Here is a 15,751-nt window from a genome sequence, read left to right as displayed (position 1 = left end):
TCGGCCGCCGGCCGGCCCACTGCTTTGTGGCCGACGCCGCGCTGCACGCCCTCATTAGAGCCGCGTCGCGGACACCCTGTCAACGAGCGTGATCACGCCCGGGCGGTCGAGCGGATCACCCCCCCGGATCCCACGCCGGAGCGGGGCAGGCTTGGTGGCCGCCCAAGAGGCAACGAGCGACAGACGACAGATAACGGATGACAGATAACGGATGACAGCTGACAGATTTCAGATGATGAATTCTGTCAGCTGTCATCGTGTCGGGCCCCCGGGGCGGGAGCGTCAGTGCAGGTAGTCGACCAGGCCGGCCGGCTTGAGGCCGGCGGTCTCGGCGGCCGCGAGGGCGCGGGGGAGGTCGGTGACGAGGGTGTCGGTCCAGTGCATGAGGATCACGTCGCCGGGCTGGAGCCGGCCCGGGTGCCAGACGGTGGAGGCGCCCCAGCTGAAGTCCGCGTCGGCGGTCAGGACGGTGCGGATGCCGCAATTGGCGGCGGCCTGCAGGGTGTCGGCGTTCCAGGCGAAGTACGGCGGGCGGAACACCACGGGCGCGGTGCCGAACAGCCGGGTCATCGCGTCGCGCGCGTCGCAGATCTCGACCTGCTGCTGTTCCAGCGGGAGCTTGCTGAGATCGGAGTGCGAGACGCTGTGGTCCTGGATCGAGGAGCCGGGCACGGCGGTGACCCGCTGGAAGAAGGCCGGGTCGGTGCCGGCCGGCATCGGCAGCGGGAAGGCCGTGATCGGCAGGTGGTGGTCGGCGATGAACCGTTCCGCCTCGGGGGTGCGCTGCCAGCCGTCGTCCACGGTGAAGAAGACGACCTTGTCGGTGGTCGGGATCGAGCCGGCCGCCACCGCCGGGGCGGGCGCCGGGCCGTCCACCCGTACGTCGTCCACCGAGAACGGGCCCTGCTGGTACCAGCCGTGCACGTAGAGCCGGATGCTGTGGGCGTCCGGTCCGGTGGTGAAGCGGGTGGTCAGCTGCTGCCAGCCGCCGGAGGTGGTCTCGGTCCAGGCGGGGGCGACGTCCCGGCCGGTGCCGGTGGCGCCCAGGTAGACGAAGTCGCCGCGCACCCAGGCCGAGGCGGTGTAGGTGGTGCCGGGCTGGACGGCGACGGTCTGGGCGCACTCGCCGGTGGAGTCGCCGTTCGCCGGGGTGACGGTGAGTGCCGAGGTGCCGGAGTGCGCGGCGGCAGCGGCGGTGGTGACGGCGGCCTCGGCCGGGCCGCCGGTGCAGGTCCAGCCGGGGATGCTGCCCCAGTCGGCGAGGCCGGGGGAGGGCAGCTCGAAGCCGGGGTTGGAGACCAGGTTGACGGTCGCGCCGGCGGAACCCCCCGCGGAGGCGGAGGCGGAGGCGGGGGCGGAGGCCGAGGCGGAAGCGGCCGGGACGGCGAAGGCCGTCAGCAGGGCGACGGATAGGGCCGGCGCGGACAGGCGCATGGACATCGACACGTGAGGACTCCAGCAGGTGGGGGCACGCCCGTGGGGAGGGCGCGAACGGGAATCTGGACCGTGGAACCAGAGCGCTCCCGGAGGGGCGGGAGCGGGTGGTGCTGGTGCGCCGCACTCGGACCGAAGAGCAACAATGGACTGGACCAATCGGCTCGTCAAGGGAACGGCAGGTGAACCGGAGGGCGAACGAACCGTCCGTAAAAGGGACAAGACGGAACGTCAGAAGACAGAAAAAGAACTGCAGTTCATGCGCCGAGGCGAGGGCAATGAGGGATCAGGAGAGGTACAGCTCCTCGATGTCCGTCGAGTAGAACTCCGCGATCGCCGTCCGCCGCAGCTTGAGCGAGGGAGTCAGTAGCCCCTGCTCCAGACTGAACTCCCTTGGCAGTAAACGGAATGCCCGGATCGACTCGGCCCGGGACACCGCCGTGTTCGCCGCCGCCACCGCGCGCTGGACCTCGTCGTGCAGCTGTTCGTCGGCGAGCACCGCCCAGGCGTCCAGCTGTTCCCGTCCGCGGGTCTTCAGCCAGTGCGCGAGCGCGTCCGGGTCGAGCGTGATCAGCGCTGCCACGTACGGGCGGTCGTCGCCGACCACCAGGCACTGGGAGACCAGCGGGTGCGCCTCGACCCGTTCCTCCAGGGCCGCCGGGGCGAGGTTCTTGCCGCTGCTGGTGACGATCAGGTCCTTCTTGCGGCCGGTGATGGTGAGGTAGCCGTCCTCGTCGAGCCGGCCGAGGTCGCCGGTGCCGAACCAGCCGTCGACGAGTGATTCCGCGGTGCACCGCGGATGGTTGAGGTAGCCACCGAAGACCGATCCGCCGCGCACCCACACCTCGCCGTCGTCCGCGATGGCCACCGAGGCGCCCGGCACCGGCTGCCCGACGGTGCCGAGCTTCGGCCGCCCGGCCGGGTTGGCGGTGATCGCGGCGGTGGTCTCGGTGAGTCCGTAGCCCTCGTAGAGCTGGAGCCCGGCGCCGGTGAAGAAGAGGCCCAACTCCCGTCGTAGCGCGGACCCTCCGCACATCACGGTGCGTACCCGGCCGCCGAGTGCGGCGCGCAGCTTCGGGTAGACCGTCCGCTCGTAGGCGAGGTGACGCAGCCGCAGGGCCGCACCCGGGCCGGGGCCGCGGCCGAAGGCCTTCTGTTCCCGGGCGGTCGCCCAGTCGACGGCCACCTGCCGGGCCTGCTCGAAGAGTTCGCTCCGCCCGGCCGCCTCGGCGGTGCGCCTGGCGCGCTGGAAGATCTTCTCGAAGACGTACGGGACGGCGTGCAGGAAGCTCGGCCGGAAGCTCTCCAGGGCGGGTAGCAGCGCGTCGGTGGACACCTCGGGGATGTGGCCGATCCGGAAGCCGCCGCGGATCGCCGCGATCTGCACCGCCCGGCCGTAGACGTGTGCCAGCGGCAGGAACAGCAGGGTGGCGGGTTGGCCGCCGCCGGTGTCGCGGAGCACCTCGCCCCAGCCGGCGAGCAGGGAGTCGGCCTCGGCGGCCAGGTTGGCGTGGGTGATCAGGCAGCCCTTGGGGCGTCCGGTGGTGCCGGAGGTGTAGACCACAGTGGCGATGTTGGCGGCCGTGACGCCGAGCCGCTGGCGGTGCACCAGGGCGTCGGGGACGTCCAGGCCGTCCTCGGTGATGGCGGCGACGCAGTCGCGGTCGAGCTGCCAGATCCCGGTCAGGTCGGGCAGGGCGTCGCAGACCGCGCCGACGGTCATCGCGGCGTCCTCGTCCTCGACCAGGCAGGCCACCGCCTGGGTCTCGGCGAGGATCCAGCGCACCTGCTCGGTCGCGGCGGTGGGATAGACCGGCACGGTGATCGCGCCGATCGACCAGAGCGCGTAGTCGAACAGCGTCCACTCGTAGCGGGTGCGGGACATCAGGGCGACCCGGTCGCCGTAGCGCACGCCGCGGGTCAGCAGGCCCTTGGCGAGGGCGAGCACTTCGTCCCGGAACTCCCGTGCGGTGACGTCCTGCCAGCCGCCGTCGCCGGTCCGCCGGGACAGCTGGACCAGGTCGGGGGTGCGGTCGGCGGTGTCGTACAGGGAGTCGGCGAGTCCTCCGGTGGCCTCGAGCCCGGCCGGGGCGGGGGTGGTGAACTCGCGCACAGTCCTCCCCAGTTCGCTTCGCACGGCGCTGTCTGCCGGCCCGGCGCACGGGCACCGGGGTGGCGGCGCCCGGTCGCGCGGGGTGGAGCGAAACTATCGGATCGCTCTGTCACTGCCCAGGGTTGTGACGGTGACGCGACGAGATCGGCACCGGTCCGTACGAATGGTGTCGCAATCGGGGAGGAGTCGGGGAGGCGCCCGGGGCGGGCGGACCGGACCGCGACCGGCTTCTGACGTGTTCGGGGCAAGGTGAAGAAGCGGAATGGTTCGACCCTCGAACGTGTGGTCAGGGCGTAGTAGAGTCTCGCAGACCTGTGGCCGGGAGCCTCCCGCAGACTCCTCCTCAGGACTCCCCGAAGTACCGCCGAACCCGCCGTCCCCAGCACCCCGAAAGCCCGCCGAACCGCTCCCCGTCCGCGCCTGGCACTTCCGACCGAGGACTCCATGCGTCTGCGCAGCAGCTCGATCCGCGCGAAGATCATCGCGCTGCTCCTGGTGCCCATCGTCGCGCTCGTCGCCCTGTGGGTGTACGCGACGTTCGCCGCCACGGGGGACGCCTGGAACCAGCTGACGATCAGCCGTACGTACAAGGAGTACGGGGCGGCCGTGGACCAGTACACGGGTGACCTGCAGAACGAGCGCCGCGCCGCCGTCCAGCACCTGGCCGACCCGAACTCGCCGGTCGCCCGGGACGCCTTCGAACGCGCCACCACCGCCACCGACCGCAGCCTCGCGGTGCTCCGGCAGAAGAAGGACGGCGCCGGCGACCGGCTCTCCAGCGCCCAGCGGGCCCGCCTGGTGCAGATCACCGCCGCCGCCGACCAGCTCGGCCCGCTCCGGGCCCAGGTCGGCCGTCTCGCGCTCAACTGGGAGTTCGCGCTCGGGCAGTACAGCGACCTGGTCCGGCCGGTGTTCGGCTTCCGGTCCGCCTACGTCGCCCGGCAGAGCGGCCAGCTCCCGCGCCAGGGCACCATCCTGATCGAGCTGGTGCGCGCTCGCGAGTACCTGGCGCAGGAGGACGCGGCGATGGAGGGCCTGCGCACCGGCGCGGCCAGACCCACCGCCGAGCAGTACCAGACCGCGCTGGACGCCCTGCACAACCAGCAGGCGCTGTTCACCGTCTACATCGCCGAACTCGAACCCGCCGACCAGGCCGACTACATCGCCCTGCGCGGCGGCGAGGCTTGGGGCGCGCTGGCCCGCGCCGAGGCGGACTTCGTCGGCGCCGGCGGCCCCGACCGGGTCGTCCAGGCGCTCAACGGCGACAACTGGCGGGAGACCGCCGACCACTCGCTCGGCGACCTCTCCTCGATCAACTCCCGGATCAGCGCCGGACTGGACGACCGCGGCCGCTCCGCCGCGATCGCGGCCCTGTGGCGCGGCGGCATCGCCGGCGCCATCGGCCTGGTCGCCGTCGTGCTGTCGGTGCTGATCTCGCTCCGGATCGGGCGCGGCCTGGCCCGCGAACTGATCGGGCTGCGCAACGCGGCCAACGAACTCGCCACCACCCGGCTGCCCTCCGTCATGCTGCGACTGCGCCGCGGCGAACCGGTGAACGTGGCCGCCGAGGCGCCCGAACTGCACTTCGGCCAGGCCGAGATCGGGCAGGTCGGCCAGGCCATCAACGCGGTCCAGCGGGCCGCCGTGGAGGCCGCCGTCGAACAGGCCGAACTGCGTCGCGGCGTCGCGGCGGTGTTCGTCAACCTGGCCCGGCGCAGCCAGGTGCTGCTGCACCGCCAGCTCACCCTGCTCGACACCATGGAACGCCGCACCGAGGACCCGGCGGAGCTGGAGGACCTCTTCAAGGTCGACCACCTCACCACCCGCATGCGCCGGCACGCCGAGGGCCTGATCATCCTGGCCGGCGGCTCGCCCGGTCGGGCCTGGCGCAAGCCGGTCCGGATGGTGGACGTGGTCCGGGCGGCGGTCGGCGAGGTCGAGGACTACGCCCGGGTGATCGTCCGGCCCTTCCCCGGCACCGGCCTGCTCGGCAGCGCCGTCGCCGACGTCACCCACCTGATCGCCGAACTCGTCGAGAACGCGGCCGTGTTCTCCCCGCCGACCACCCAAGTCACCGTCCAGGGCGAGGTGGTGGCGCACGGCTTCGCGCTGGAGATCGACGACCGGGGGCTCGGGCTGGGCGAACAGCTGCTCGCCGAGATCAACGAACGCCTGACCGTGGAGCAGGAGTTCGACCTTGCCGACACCGACCGGCTGGGACTGTTCGTGGTCAGCCGGCTCGCCCGTCGGCACGGCATCAGGGTCCACCTGCGGCCGTCCCCGTACGGCGGGACGACGGCCGTGGTGCTGATCCCGCGCGAGCTGCTGGCGGAGGCGCCGGACGGCCTGCCGGAACCGCCCGCCACCGGGGCCGCCGGTGGCGCGGGGCGTCGGCCGGTGGGGCGCGCGGCCGGGCGGACGGCGGGGCGGCGTGACCTGGTCGCGGTGCCGGACGCGGCTCCCGGCGGCGTCGCTTCGGCGGTGTCCCCGGTCGCCTCGTCGAGTGCGGCGTCGTCGAATGCGGCGCCGTCGAGAGCGGCGTCCACGAGTTCGGCGTCGACGGAGGGCACGAGCGGGCGGCACCGGGGGACCGGCGGCCCGCGGCCGTCCGTGCCCGAGACGGGGCGTACGGCCAACGGGCTTCCGCGCCGGGCCTCGCGGACCAAGGGCGGGCCGGTGCTGGTGCCCGCGCCGGGCGTGGACGGCGAGGGTGGCGCGGGGACGGGCCGGCACCGGCGCGAGGCGGCGGAGGCTGCCGCCGCCTCGGTCGCCGCAGTCGCCGCGGTCCCGGCTCCGGCGGATGTCGCGCCGGTGGACGTCGCGCCGGTGGCGGTCGCTCCCGTGGACGCGGCGCCCCGGACGCCCGGCGGTCTGCCCCGGCGGGTCCGGCAGGCGAACCTCGCGCCGCAGCTCAAGGAGCAGGCCAGGGAGCGACTTCGCGGGGAGACCGGGGCCGAGGGTCATACCGGACGGTCGGCGGTGGGCACCGGCGGCGCGGAGAGCGCTGAGGGCGGGGAGGCTGCCGCGGCCCAGGAGGCCCGGGAACGGTCGCCGGAGGAGGCCAGGGCCACCTTCGCCTCGTTCCAGCGCGGCTTCACCCGTGGGCGCGGGGCCACCGCCCCGACGGACCGGGGCGCCCAGGACCGGAGCACGCAGGACCGGAGCACGCAGGACCGCGCCGCCCGGCCCGCGACCGTACCGCTCTGGCAGCCGCCGGACCCGTCCCGCCGGGTGATCAGCCCCGCACCCGCCCCGGCGGCGCTGCCCGCGCCCGCGCCCGGCGACGCCGCCCGGGCGCCGCTGGCGCGCCGGATCCCGGCGGGCCAGCCGGTGCGGCGGAACCCTGCGGCCGTCCCGGCCGTACCACCAGTGACACCCTCAGCACCCGTAGCATCCGTAGCACCCGTAGCACCCGTAGCACCCGTAGCACCCGTAGCGCCGGCAGTGCCCGCACCATCTGCAGGACCCGTAGTGCCCGCAGCGCCCGTACCACCCGCAGTATCCGCAGTGACCGCAACATCCGTAGTGCCCGCACCACCCGCTCCAGCGGAAGGAACTGATTCATGACCACTTCGACGCAGCCGTCCGGGGACCTCAACTGGCTCCTCGACGACCTGGTGGGCCGCGTCGCGGCTCTGCGGCACGCGGTGATCCTCTCCAGCGACGGGCTGGCCACCGGGGCCTCGCGCGACCTCGACCGGGAGGACGCCGAGCACCTCGCCGCCGTCGCGGCCGGGTTCCACAGCCTGGCCAAGGGGGCCGGCGGGCACTTCAAGGTCGGCGGTGTCCGGCAGACCATGGTGGAGCTGGACGAGGCGTTCCTGTTCATCACAGCCGCCGGCGACGGCAGCTGCCTGGCCGTGCTGAGCGAGGCCGAGGCGGACATCGGCCAGATCGCCTACGAGATGGCCCTGCTGGTCAAGCGGGTCGGCGAGCACATGGCCGCCGAGCCGCGCACCGAAACCGCCGCGCCGAGGGGCTGAGCGGTCCGATGGCGGATCCGAAGGGGGACGGTTCGGGCGGCCCGGCGGCGCCCGACGGCCCGGCGGTGCCGGCGGGCGAGGCCGGGGGCACGACCGGGAGCGAGGGTGCGGAGCCGGGGCAGGACGGCCCGGACGGTGCCGAGGTCGACCTGTTCCGGCCGCGCACCCCGGTCGACGACCGGTGGTTCGACGACGAGGCCGGCCCGGTGGTGCGGCTCTACTCGATGACCCGGGGCCGCACCCGGCCGGTCGAGGAGGGCCTGTTCGACCTGATCTCGCTGGTCACCGCCAAGGACCCCGGGCCGGACGTAGGGGCCGTGCCCGCGCACGTCCTCGACCCGGAGCACCAGACCCTGCTGGCCTGGTGCCGCCACGAGCCGCTGTCCGTCGCCGAGCTCGGCTCCTACACCGACCTGCCGGTCAGCGTGGTGCGCGTCCTGCTCGGCGACCTCTACGACGCCGATCTGATCAGCGTCACCCGACCCGTTCCGCTCGCCGAGCTGCCGGACGAGCGCCTGCTGCGAGACGTGATCAATGGACTCCGTGCGCTCTGACGCCACCCCGCCGGGCACCCCGCCGAGCATCCAGGGCACTCCGCCGGGCACTCAGGGCACTCCGCCGAGGCCGGGCGGGAGCGCCAGCGACCCGCGCTGGCGCGGTGGTCCGGCCGCCGCGGTGAAGATCCTGGTGGCGGGCGGGTTCGGCGCGGGCAAGACCACCCTGGTCGGTTCGGTCAGCGAGATCCGGCCGCTGCGCACCGAGGAGGAGCTCAGCGAGCTGGGCCGCCCGGTGGACGACACCTCGGGCGTGGAGGCCAAGCGCACCACCACGGTGGCGATGGACTTCGGCCGGATCGACCTGCGGCCCGGGCTCGCGCTCTACCTGTTCGGGACGCCCGGGCAGGACCGGTTCTGGTTCGTCTGGGACGAGTTGGCGCGTGGCGCACTCGGCGCCGTGGTACTCGCGGACACCCGGCGGCTGGCCGACTGCTTCCCCTCGGTGGACTTCTTCGAGCAGCGCGGCATTCCGTTCCTGGTCGCGGTCAACTGCTTCGACGGCACCGAGCGGTTCTCCCCGGACGAGGTGCGGGACGCACTCGATCTCGACCCTGAGATCCCGGTGCTGCTGTGCGACGCCCGGCTGCGGGAGGACGGCAAGGAGTTGTTGGTGGCGCTGGTCGAGCACGCCGCCGCCCTCCGTCACCGGGCCGCCGCGCGCTCCTGAGGCTCCATGGGATCGCCGCTGGTCAGGGGTGTTTCGCACACCCGATGTCTCATTCGGTAGTCCATATGTCGGACGGTCGATGCGCGGAAGGTTGCCTAGACAGCCTCGGGCGTGGAAGGCTCTGTGGACGAAAGCCGTCCCGGTCATGCCGTCGGGAGGGTCGGGAACATCCCATTCCCGCCGGTCCGTTCGGGCCGGTGGCACCACGAGGCAGGACGCAGGGGGAGGGCAGCAGGATGACCGTCGGCCAGCGACGCACCACCGCCGTGCCCGGCCCCGTCCTGCCGGCGCTCACCGTCCGCCGCTACATCGACCACGCGCTGATCTGCAGCGCCTGTTGTCGCTGACCGGACCCACCCCACCTCGGTACGTCCCCGGCACCTCCGGCCCGAACCCGGCCGCGCCGTCCGACGCACCACCTACCCCGTCGACCAGGCCGTAGCGGATCGCCCGTCAGGTGCACCCCCGGCCGACCGGTCCGGCCCCGCCTCGCGGAGAAACCAACCAGTGAACATCGTCTGCCCCAGCAATCCCCCCGGCATCGTCGGCCGTTCCGGTCGGACCGGGCCAGCTCCCACGATGGGCGCGGGTCCGCGGACCGGACGGTGGAACGGACGCGCCGACCGCGCCGGCCTCACCGCGGACGGCCGACGGGGTCGCGCCGACCTCCAACCGTTCTGGCCGTCGCGGCAGCCGCACCTGTTCGATCAGACGTGTCCGGGCTCGCCCAGCGCGTCCCGGCCTTCCGCCCGCTGAACCCGGTTCCACCCGGTCCAGCCCCGGCAGTACGCCCGGTCGACGCGCAGACGACTCCACCCCGTCCGTCACGCGCGAAATGAGTGGCACACCATGTCTTCCTCTTCCACGGCCACCCTGCCCCTGCCCACCACGACCCCGCACCTGCGCGCGGTCCGGTCCGTTCCTCCCGTCTCCGCCGCCCCCTCCGTCGTCCCGGGCGTTGTCCCCGGCATCGGTCCGGTCGTCGGGGCGCCCCGTCCGGGGGTGGCTCCGGCCGTCGGTCCGCACTCCGGTGCGGTGGCACCGTCGGCGCCCGCCTCGCTGCTCGCCGCACTGCCGGAGGGAGCGGCCGTGGTCGCCGCCCTGCCGCAGGGCCTGCTGCCGCAGGGACTGCTCGCCCAGTACGGCGCGCAGGCCGGAGCCGCCGCCGGACACCCGATGGTCGGGTACCTGGTGCTGGTGCCGGCCGACAACCCGGCGGCGCCGGTCGGCCTGCCCGGGGCGGCCGCGCCGGGAGCCGCGCCGGGCACCGTAACGGGCACCGCGCCGGGTGCCGTCCGGCCGGTCCGGCCCGCCGGACGCGGCATCAGCGTCGACGCCGAGCGGCGCAACGCCTACGTCGACGGGCGGCTGCTCGACCTCACCTACCTGGAGTTCGAACTGCTGGCCCACCTCACCGAGCACCCGCAGCGGGTCCACACCCGGGACCACCTGGTCTCGGCGGTCTGGGGTTACGGCCACGTCGGCGACGGCCGCACCGTCGACGTGCACGTCGCCCGGCTGCGTCGCAAGCTCGGATCGGCATACCGGGACTCGATCGTGACGGTCCGTCGGGTCGGGTACAAGTACACGCCGGTCAACTGATCCGCTGGTCAACCGGTCAACCGGTCAACCGGTCAACCGGTCAACCGGTCAACCGGCCCGCCGGCCGACGTGGTCGGCTGATCGCCGCCAAGACCGCTGCCGCCGCGGCGGGTTGTCCGTTCGCTCCGTGAACGGGCTTCCCGCTGCGGCGCGTTGGCGTTCTCGCGGCTCACCTCCGGCGGTCAGGCGCGCTGGTCGGGTGGCAGCAGGAGGACGGCGAGGGCGTCGGCGCAGGTCCGGGCGTGGCTCAGGAACCAGTCCAGCCGGTCGTCGGTGAGGTGCGCCGGGGTCGAGCGGACCGCGAGCGCGAACCGGGCCTGCCCGGCGGCGTCCAGGACGGGGACCGCGACCGTCCGCACCCCGGCGGCCGACTCGCCGTCGTTGAGGGCGTGGCCGACGGATCGGACCATGGCCAACTCCTCCTCCAGGAGCGCCGGTTCGGCGATCGTGCGGTCGGTGAAGGAGGGCAGCGGACCGAGCGCGGACACCGCCGCCTCGCCCGCGCGCGGCCAGGCCAGCAGAACCTTGCCGAGCGCCGTGGAGTGCAGCGGCCGGCGCAGGCCGAGCCCGGTGTCCGGGCGGACGGAGCCGCCCACCAGGATCACCGCATGCGGACCGCTGCGGATCGCCAGGTCGGCGGTCGTCCCGGTGCGCCGGGACAGCAGTTCCAGCTCGGGCCCGGCCAGGTGCAGTCCGCGCTGGTGGAAGGTGAGTTGGCCGAGTTCGGCGACGGCCGGGCCGAGCCGGTAGCGGGCCGTCTGCTCGTCCTGCTCCAGGAAGCCGGCGCTGACCAGCGTGCGGGCCAGCCGGTGCGCGGTGGAGACCGAGAGGTCCATCCGGCGGGCCAGGTCCGAGGCGCTCAGATCCGGGCCGTTGTCGTGGAAGCAGTGCAGCAGTCCGAGTGCGCGCTGGACGGCCTGCGCACCCGCCGGCGGACTCTGGACGGCGGTGGCGGCCTCGGCCATGGCACCTCGCGTTCGGTTCGTGGCTCCGAGCGGACTGCCGGAGGGAGTTTCAGCGTAGGGCAGCCGGTGCTGCGGACATGTGTCAACGATGTTGCAATGGAATGGCGTTGATGAACAACTGATCCCACCATGTGGCAAAGGCTTGCCTGCGGCTCGGCCGCCGTGGAACGCTCCTCGCATCGCGCCGCCGGCTTCTCGGCCGGGGCGCGCCCGGATGCCGCACATGCGTTGGTCCCCGTGCGCAGGAAACAGGAAGGAGTAGTGCCGTGACGCTCCACCGGCGCCGCCCTTCCCGTGGCTGTTGTCGCTGACGCACCCTGCGCCTCCTGTCCCGCCCTGCTCTGCCTGCTCTTTCTCGCCCTGCCCTTTCTCGCCCTGCCTCGCTCCGCTGCCGGCCATGGGACGCAACTTCCCTGCGTCCAGTGCCGCGTGGTCCGGACACACTTGATCGCCGATGCCTCCGGCCCCGCCGTCGGAGCCCCCGAAGAGGACCAAGCCTCGTGCCCAGCCGTTCGCCGAGTTCCCCCGACCGCCCCGACACCCTCTGGTTCACCCGCTGCCCGGTGCCCACCGCGACCGGGATAGCGGCCGATCAGGGCTGGCTCGCCCGCGAGTTCGCCGCCGACGGGATCGTTGTCCGCTCGCTCCAGGACGCCCCGCCCGAGGTGGCCGCCGACCACCACTACACCCATGCGCTCACCGGACTGTTCCGCGAGGGCGGCAACGTCCCCGCGCTGTGGGCCCGTTCGCGCGGTGAGGCGACCCGGCTGATCGGGCTGACCTGGATCGAGGAGCGCCAGGTCGTCCTGGTCCGGGCCGGGAGCGCGATCAGTGAGCCGGGCCGGCTGCGCGGTCTGCGGCTGGCGGTGCCACATCATGGGATCGGCATCGACTTCTGGCGGGCCATGGCGCTGGCCGGCTTCCGAGGCGCCCTGGGGCTCGCCGGACTCGGACTGGACGATGCCGAGCTGGTCGACGTCCCGGCCGCCCCGGGCGGCGGCCAATGGTCCGCCGAACTGTCCGCACTGCGGGACGGTGTGGTGGACGCCGTGTACGTGAAGGGGGCGCTCGCCGTCGAGGCGGCCCGCCGGATCGGCGCCGAGGTGGCGGTGGAGCTCGACGCCACCCCGGACCGCCGGGCCCGGGTCAACAACGGGACGCCTCGGCCGGTCACCGTCCACCAGCGACTGCTGGACGAGCACCCGGAGCTGGTCGCCCGGTTCCTGGCCGTGCTGCTGGAGGCCGCCGACTGGGCCGCCGTGCGGCCGGCGGAGGTGGCCCGGATCCTGCAGGCCGAGACCGGGGCCGGCGCCGAGGGCGTCGCGGGGGCGTATGCGGGGGGCGGTCACCGGACCCTGCACCTGGATCTGTCGGAGGAGCGTCTGGAGCTGCTGGCCCAGCAGGAACGGTTCCTCAGGGGGCAGGGCTTCCTTCCCGCACCGGTGGACGTACGGGCCTGGGCCGACCCGGAGCCGCTCCGCGCCGCCCGCGCGCTGCTGCGCGAGCGGCGGGGCGGCGGGGCGTGACCGGCCGCAGGCCCGGTCGTTCGTCCGGCTGACCGGTCCCCGCCTGCCACGAGCCTGCGGGCAGTTGCGCCGCAGGCCACGCCCCGCCGACAGAGTTCGGCGAACAGCTTTCAGCCGACAGCTTTCAGTAAACAGAGTTCAGCGAACAACTTTCGAAAGTTGTCAGCTGTCACCTGTCATCCGTTCTTGGAGACCCCCGTGAACACCGCCCGCCTCGCCCTCGCCGCCACCGCGCTGCTCGCCTCCACCGCCCTGGCCGCCTGCGGCTCGTCCGCCGACGGGGCCCAGGGCTCCGCCGAGGGCGGGGCCGGCGGCAAGGCCGACGTCGTGCTCCGCCTGCCCGACCCCGGCAACAACGGCTTCCTCGCCCGTGGCAAGAAGGACGGCTCGCTGGACCAGGCCCTGGCGGCCGTCCACGCCAAGGCCGCCTGGACGGGGAGCGCCGGCCCCTTCGCCCCCGCCGCGCAGGCCCTCTCCGCCGACCAGCTCGACGTCGCCCAGGGCTCGATCACCTCGGCCGTCGCCGCACTTGCCCAGAAGCCCGGCTTCAAGCTGTTCGCCCAGACCGCGCCGGACGGCGTCGGCGAGGGGATCCTGGTCAAGAACGACTCGCCCATCAAGACCGTGCAGGACCTGGTCGGCAGGAAGGTTGCCGTCTCCCAGGGCGGTACCAGCGAGTACCTGCTGCTCAAGGCGCTGGAGAGGAACGGCGTCCCGGCCGACCAGGTCCAGCGGGTCTACCTGCGCGCCGACCAGACCTCCGGGGTGTTCAACTCCGGCCAGGTGGACGCCTGGGCCACCTGGAACACCTTCTCCACGCCCACCATCGCCAACGCGGGCGCGCACTTCCTGGTCGACGGCCAGGCGATCGGCTCCGACAACTACGCGGTCTGGGCGGTGCGCAACGGCTTCGCCGACAAGCACCCCGAGGTGGTCAAGGCCTTCTACGCCTACCTGCGCGACAACGGCCGGAAGGAGAAGGCCGATCCGGCCGCCTACCTCAACGTCTTCACCGATTCCGGCCCGACCGCCGTCACCCCGGCCGAGAAGGACGTCGCGGTGAACGTCAGCCGGCAAGCCGCCGTGGCCGACGTCATCTCCGAGGCCGACACCGCCCGCTTCGGCACCGTCGCCCGGTTCTTCGCCGACCAGAAGGTCACCAAGCAGCTGGTCGACGTCAAGCCCTACCTGATCGACATCGACACGCTCGGGGGCGGCGCCAAGTGACCACCCCCGCAGCGGGACACGCCCCCACCGACACCCGGGCCGCCCTGGCCGCCGGACTGGTGACCCCACGCGCCCAGCTCCGGCGGCCCCGCCCCCGGGCCCTCGCCGCGCTCCTGCGCACCCTCGGCCCGCTGGCCCTGCTCGGAGGCTGGGCGCTCGCCTCCGCCACCGGAGCGCTCACCCAGGACGTGCTCGCCTCACCGGCCCAGGTCGCCGGAGCCGTCCGCGAGTTGTGGGACAACGGCCAGTTGGCCGACGCCCTCACCGTCTCGCTCACCCGGGCCGGACTCGGCCTGCTCCTCGGCGCCACCACCGGTCTCGTGCTCGGCGTCGTCACCGGCTTCACCCGGCTGGGGGAGGAGCTCCTCGACTCGGCGATCCAAGTCCTGCGCACCGTACCGTTCCTGGCGCTCGTCCCGCTCTTCATGGTGTGGTTCGGCATCACCGAGACTGCGAAGGTCGCCCTGATCGGGGTGGCCACCAGCTTCCCGATGTACGTCTCGGCCTCCGGCGGGGTCCGCAACACCGACCGCAAGCTGGTCGAGGCGATGCGCAGCTTCGGCCTCGGCCGCTGGGCGATCGTGCGCACGGTCGTCCTGCCCGGGGCACTGCCCTCGCTGCTCTCCGGCCTTCGGCTCTCCATGACGCTGAGCGTGATCGCCCTGATCGCCGCCGAGGAGATCAACTCCACCGAAGGCATCGGGTACTTGATGGCCCAGGCGCAGAACTACTCGCGCACCGACGTCCTCGCCGTCTGCATCCTGATCTACGGGTTGCTCGGCCTCGCGGCCGACGGCGTCGTCCGGATCCTGGAACGCCTGCTGATGCCGTGGCGCCGGGTCGTCCGAGGAGCCGCCCGATGACCATCCCCGTCCCCACTGCCGCCGCAACCGCCGCTGTCACCGCCACCGCCGCCGCTTCCGCTGGTACTTCGCCCGGTGCCGCCCCCGCCGTCCATCTACGAGGCCTGCGCAGGGTGTTCGGCACCCGGGCCGTGCTCGACGGCGTCGACCTCTCCATCGCCCGGGGCGAGTTCGTCGCCCTGCTCGGCGCCAGCGGCACCGGGAAGACCACTCTGCTGCGCATCCTCGGTGCGCTCGACCAGGCCGACGAGGGTACGGTGCTCGTTCCGCCGGTCCGTACGGTGGTCTTCCAGGAGCCCCGACTGGTGCCGTCCAAGCGGGTGTTGGCCAATGTCACGGTCGGCCTGCCGGGCGGCGCCGCCACCCGGGAGACCGGACTGAAGGCACTCGCCGAGGTCGGTCTGGAACGGCATGCCGAGGCCTGGCCGGCCACCCTCTCGGGCGGTGAGGCGCAGCGCGTCGCGCTCGCCAGGGCGCTCGTCCGAGAGCCCCAACTTCTGCTGCTGGACGAACCGTTCGCAGCCCTGGACGCCCTCACCAGGCTGCGTATGCAGGATCTGGTCGGGGACTTGGTCCGCCGCCACCGACCGGCCGTCCTGCTGGTCACCCACGACGTGGACGAGGCCGTCCGGCTCGCCGACCGGGTCGCCGTGCTGCGTGACGGTCTGCTGGTCCGGGACGAGGCCGTCACCGTCGAGCACCCCCGCGACCCCGCCGACCCGGCCTTCGCCGAGCTGCGCCGACACCTGCTCGCCGACCTCGGCGTCCACTGAACGGCCCCCGCCTGGCACCCGATCCACCTCCGCAGATTCCC

General features: G+C 73.4%; 12 protein-coding genes. 9 read left to right on the top strand and 3 right to left on the bottom strand.

The features are described from left to right. Window positions 1-282: 282 nt before the first annotated feature. Together ACZ3YL_RS01800 and ACZ3YL_RS01795 are read right to left on the bottom strand one after the other, a co-directional pair. The gene (locus ACZ3YL_RS01800) at window positions 283-1,440 is read right to left on the bottom strand and encodes a polysaccharide deacetylase family protein (protein ID WP_465655234.1); all 1,158 of its coding nucleotides are present in this window, start codon (window positions 1,438-1,440) and stop codon (window positions 283-285) included. 280 nt (window positions 1,441-1,720) lie between these two features. Further along, complete coding sequence (locus tag ACZ3YL_RS01795; RefSeq protein WP_465654687.1) at window positions 1,721-3,547, bottom strand: AMP-dependent synthetase/ligase; 1,827 nt, start codon at window positions 3,545-3,547, stop codon at window positions 1,721-1,723. Window positions 3,548-3,991: 444 nt separating this feature from the next. Here ACZ3YL_RS01795 and ACZ3YL_RS01790 point away from each other — a divergent pair, with 444 nt between their 5' ends. The 5 genes from ACZ3YL_RS01790 (at window position 3,992) to ACZ3YL_RS01770 (ending at window position 10,356) form a co-directional block, all read left to right on the top strand. Beyond that, window positions 3,992-7,114 (top strand): sensor histidine kinase, encoded by a 3,123-nt coding sequence (locus tag ACZ3YL_RS01790; protein WP_465654685.1) that lies wholly within the window; start codon window positions 3,992-3,994, stop codon window positions 7,112-7,114. Continuing rightward, window positions 7,111-7,530, top strand: coding sequence for a roadblock/LC7 domain-containing protein (locus ACZ3YL_RS01785; RefSeq protein ID WP_030283024.1), 420 nt, complete (start codon window positions 7,111-7,113; stop codon window positions 7,528-7,530). Before ACZ3YL_RS01790 ends, ACZ3YL_RS01785 begins: the two co-directional genes overlap by 4 nt. Before the next feature lie 8 nt (window positions 7,531-7,538). Further along, window positions 7,539-8,084 carry a DUF742 domain-containing protein gene (locus ACZ3YL_RS01780; protein WP_188309296.1) on the top strand — a complete coding sequence of 182 codons (546 nt, stop codon included), beginning with the start codon at window positions 7,539-7,541 and terminating at the stop codon, window positions 8,082-8,084. A 121-nt stretch (window positions 8,085-8,205) separates the two neighbouring features. Next, a complete protein-coding gene (locus tag ACZ3YL_RS01775; protein ID WP_317621458.1) occupies window positions 8,206-8,754 on the top strand; it encodes a GTP-binding protein in 549 nt (182 codons plus the stop codon). An 849-nt stretch (window positions 8,755-9,603) separates the two neighbouring features. Further along, on the top strand, window positions 9,604-10,356 hold the full coding sequence (locus tag ACZ3YL_RS01770) for a winged helix-turn-helix domain-containing protein (protein ID WP_465654682.1): 753 nt from the start codon (window positions 9,604-9,606) through the stop codon (window positions 10,354-10,356). A gap of 182 nt (window positions 10,357-10,538) precedes the next feature. Here ACZ3YL_RS01770 and ACZ3YL_RS01765 read toward each other — a convergent pair whose 3' ends face one another. Next, on the bottom strand, window positions 10,539-11,321 hold the full coding sequence (locus tag ACZ3YL_RS01765) for an IclR family transcriptional regulator (RefSeq protein ID WP_465654680.1): 783 nt from the start codon (window positions 11,319-11,321) through the stop codon (window positions 10,539-10,541). Window positions 11,322-11,821: 500 nt separating this feature from the next. On the opposite strand from ACZ3YL_RS01765, the gene ACZ3YL_RS01760 reads away from it, so the two are divergent. The 4 genes from ACZ3YL_RS01760 to ACZ3YL_RS01745 all read left to right on the top strand — a co-directional run bounded on the left by ACZ3YL_RS01760 (window position 11,822) and on the right by ACZ3YL_RS01745 (window position 15,710). Continuing rightward, complete coding sequence (locus ACZ3YL_RS01760) at window positions 11,822-12,847, top strand: ABC transporter substrate-binding protein (RefSeq protein ID WP_465654678.1); 1,026 nt, start codon at window positions 11,822-11,824, stop codon at window positions 12,845-12,847. Window positions 12,848-13,045: 198 nt separating this feature from the next. Continuing rightward, a complete protein-coding gene (locus ACZ3YL_RS01755; protein WP_465654675.1) occupies window positions 13,046-14,074 on the top strand; it encodes an NrtA/SsuA/CpmA family ABC transporter substrate-binding protein in 1,029 nt (342 codons plus the stop codon). Continuing rightward, entirely contained in the window at window positions 14,071-14,937 is an 867-nt protein-coding gene (locus ACZ3YL_RS01750) for an ABC transporter permease (RefSeq protein WP_465654673.1), read from the top strand. The genes ACZ3YL_RS01755 and ACZ3YL_RS01750 overlap by 4 nt, the downstream gene beginning before the upstream one ends. Continuing rightward, window positions 14,934-15,710, top strand: a complete 777-nt coding sequence (locus ACZ3YL_RS01745; protein ID WP_188309301.1) for an ABC transporter ATP-binding protein — start codon at window positions 14,934-14,936, stop codon at window positions 15,708-15,710. Before ACZ3YL_RS01750 ends, ACZ3YL_RS01745 begins: the two co-directional genes overlap by 4 nt. Window positions 15,711-15,751 lie beyond the last annotated feature (41 nt).

The sequence above is a fragment of the Kitasatospora sp. NPDC023176 genome, from assembly GCF_055560495.1.
Note: the sequence above shows the minus strand (reverse complement) of the source record. Positions and strands in the feature narration are given on the sequence as shown.

Coding starts and splice junctions, on each gene's coding strand:
- ACZ3YL_RS01800 (WP_465655234.1), bottom strand. CDS start 1,440: ATGTCCATGCGCCTGTCCGCGCCGGCCCTATCCGTCGCCCTGCTGACG.
- ACZ3YL_RS01770 (WP_465654682.1), top strand. CDS start 9,604: ATGTCTTCCTCTTCCACGGCCACCCTGCCCCTGCCCACCACGACCCCG.
- ACZ3YL_RS01785 (WP_030283024.1), top strand. CDS start 7,111: ATGACCACTTCGACGCAGCCGTCCGGGGACCTCAACTGGCTCCTCGAC.
- ACZ3YL_RS01765 (WP_465654680.1), bottom strand. CDS start 11,321: ATGGCCGAGGCCGCCACCGCCGTCCAGAGTCCGCCGGCGGGTGCGCAG.
- ACZ3YL_RS01745 (WP_188309301.1), top strand. CDS start 14,934: ATGACCATCCCCGTCCCCACTGCCGCCGCAACCGCCGCTGTCACCGCC.
- ACZ3YL_RS01780 (WP_188309296.1), top strand. CDS start 7,539: ATGGCGGATCCGAAGGGGGACGGTTCGGGCGGCCCGGCGGCGCCCGAC.
- ACZ3YL_RS01790 (WP_465654685.1), top strand. CDS start 3,992: ATGCGTCTGCGCAGCAGCTCGATCCGCGCGAAGATCATCGCGCTGCTC.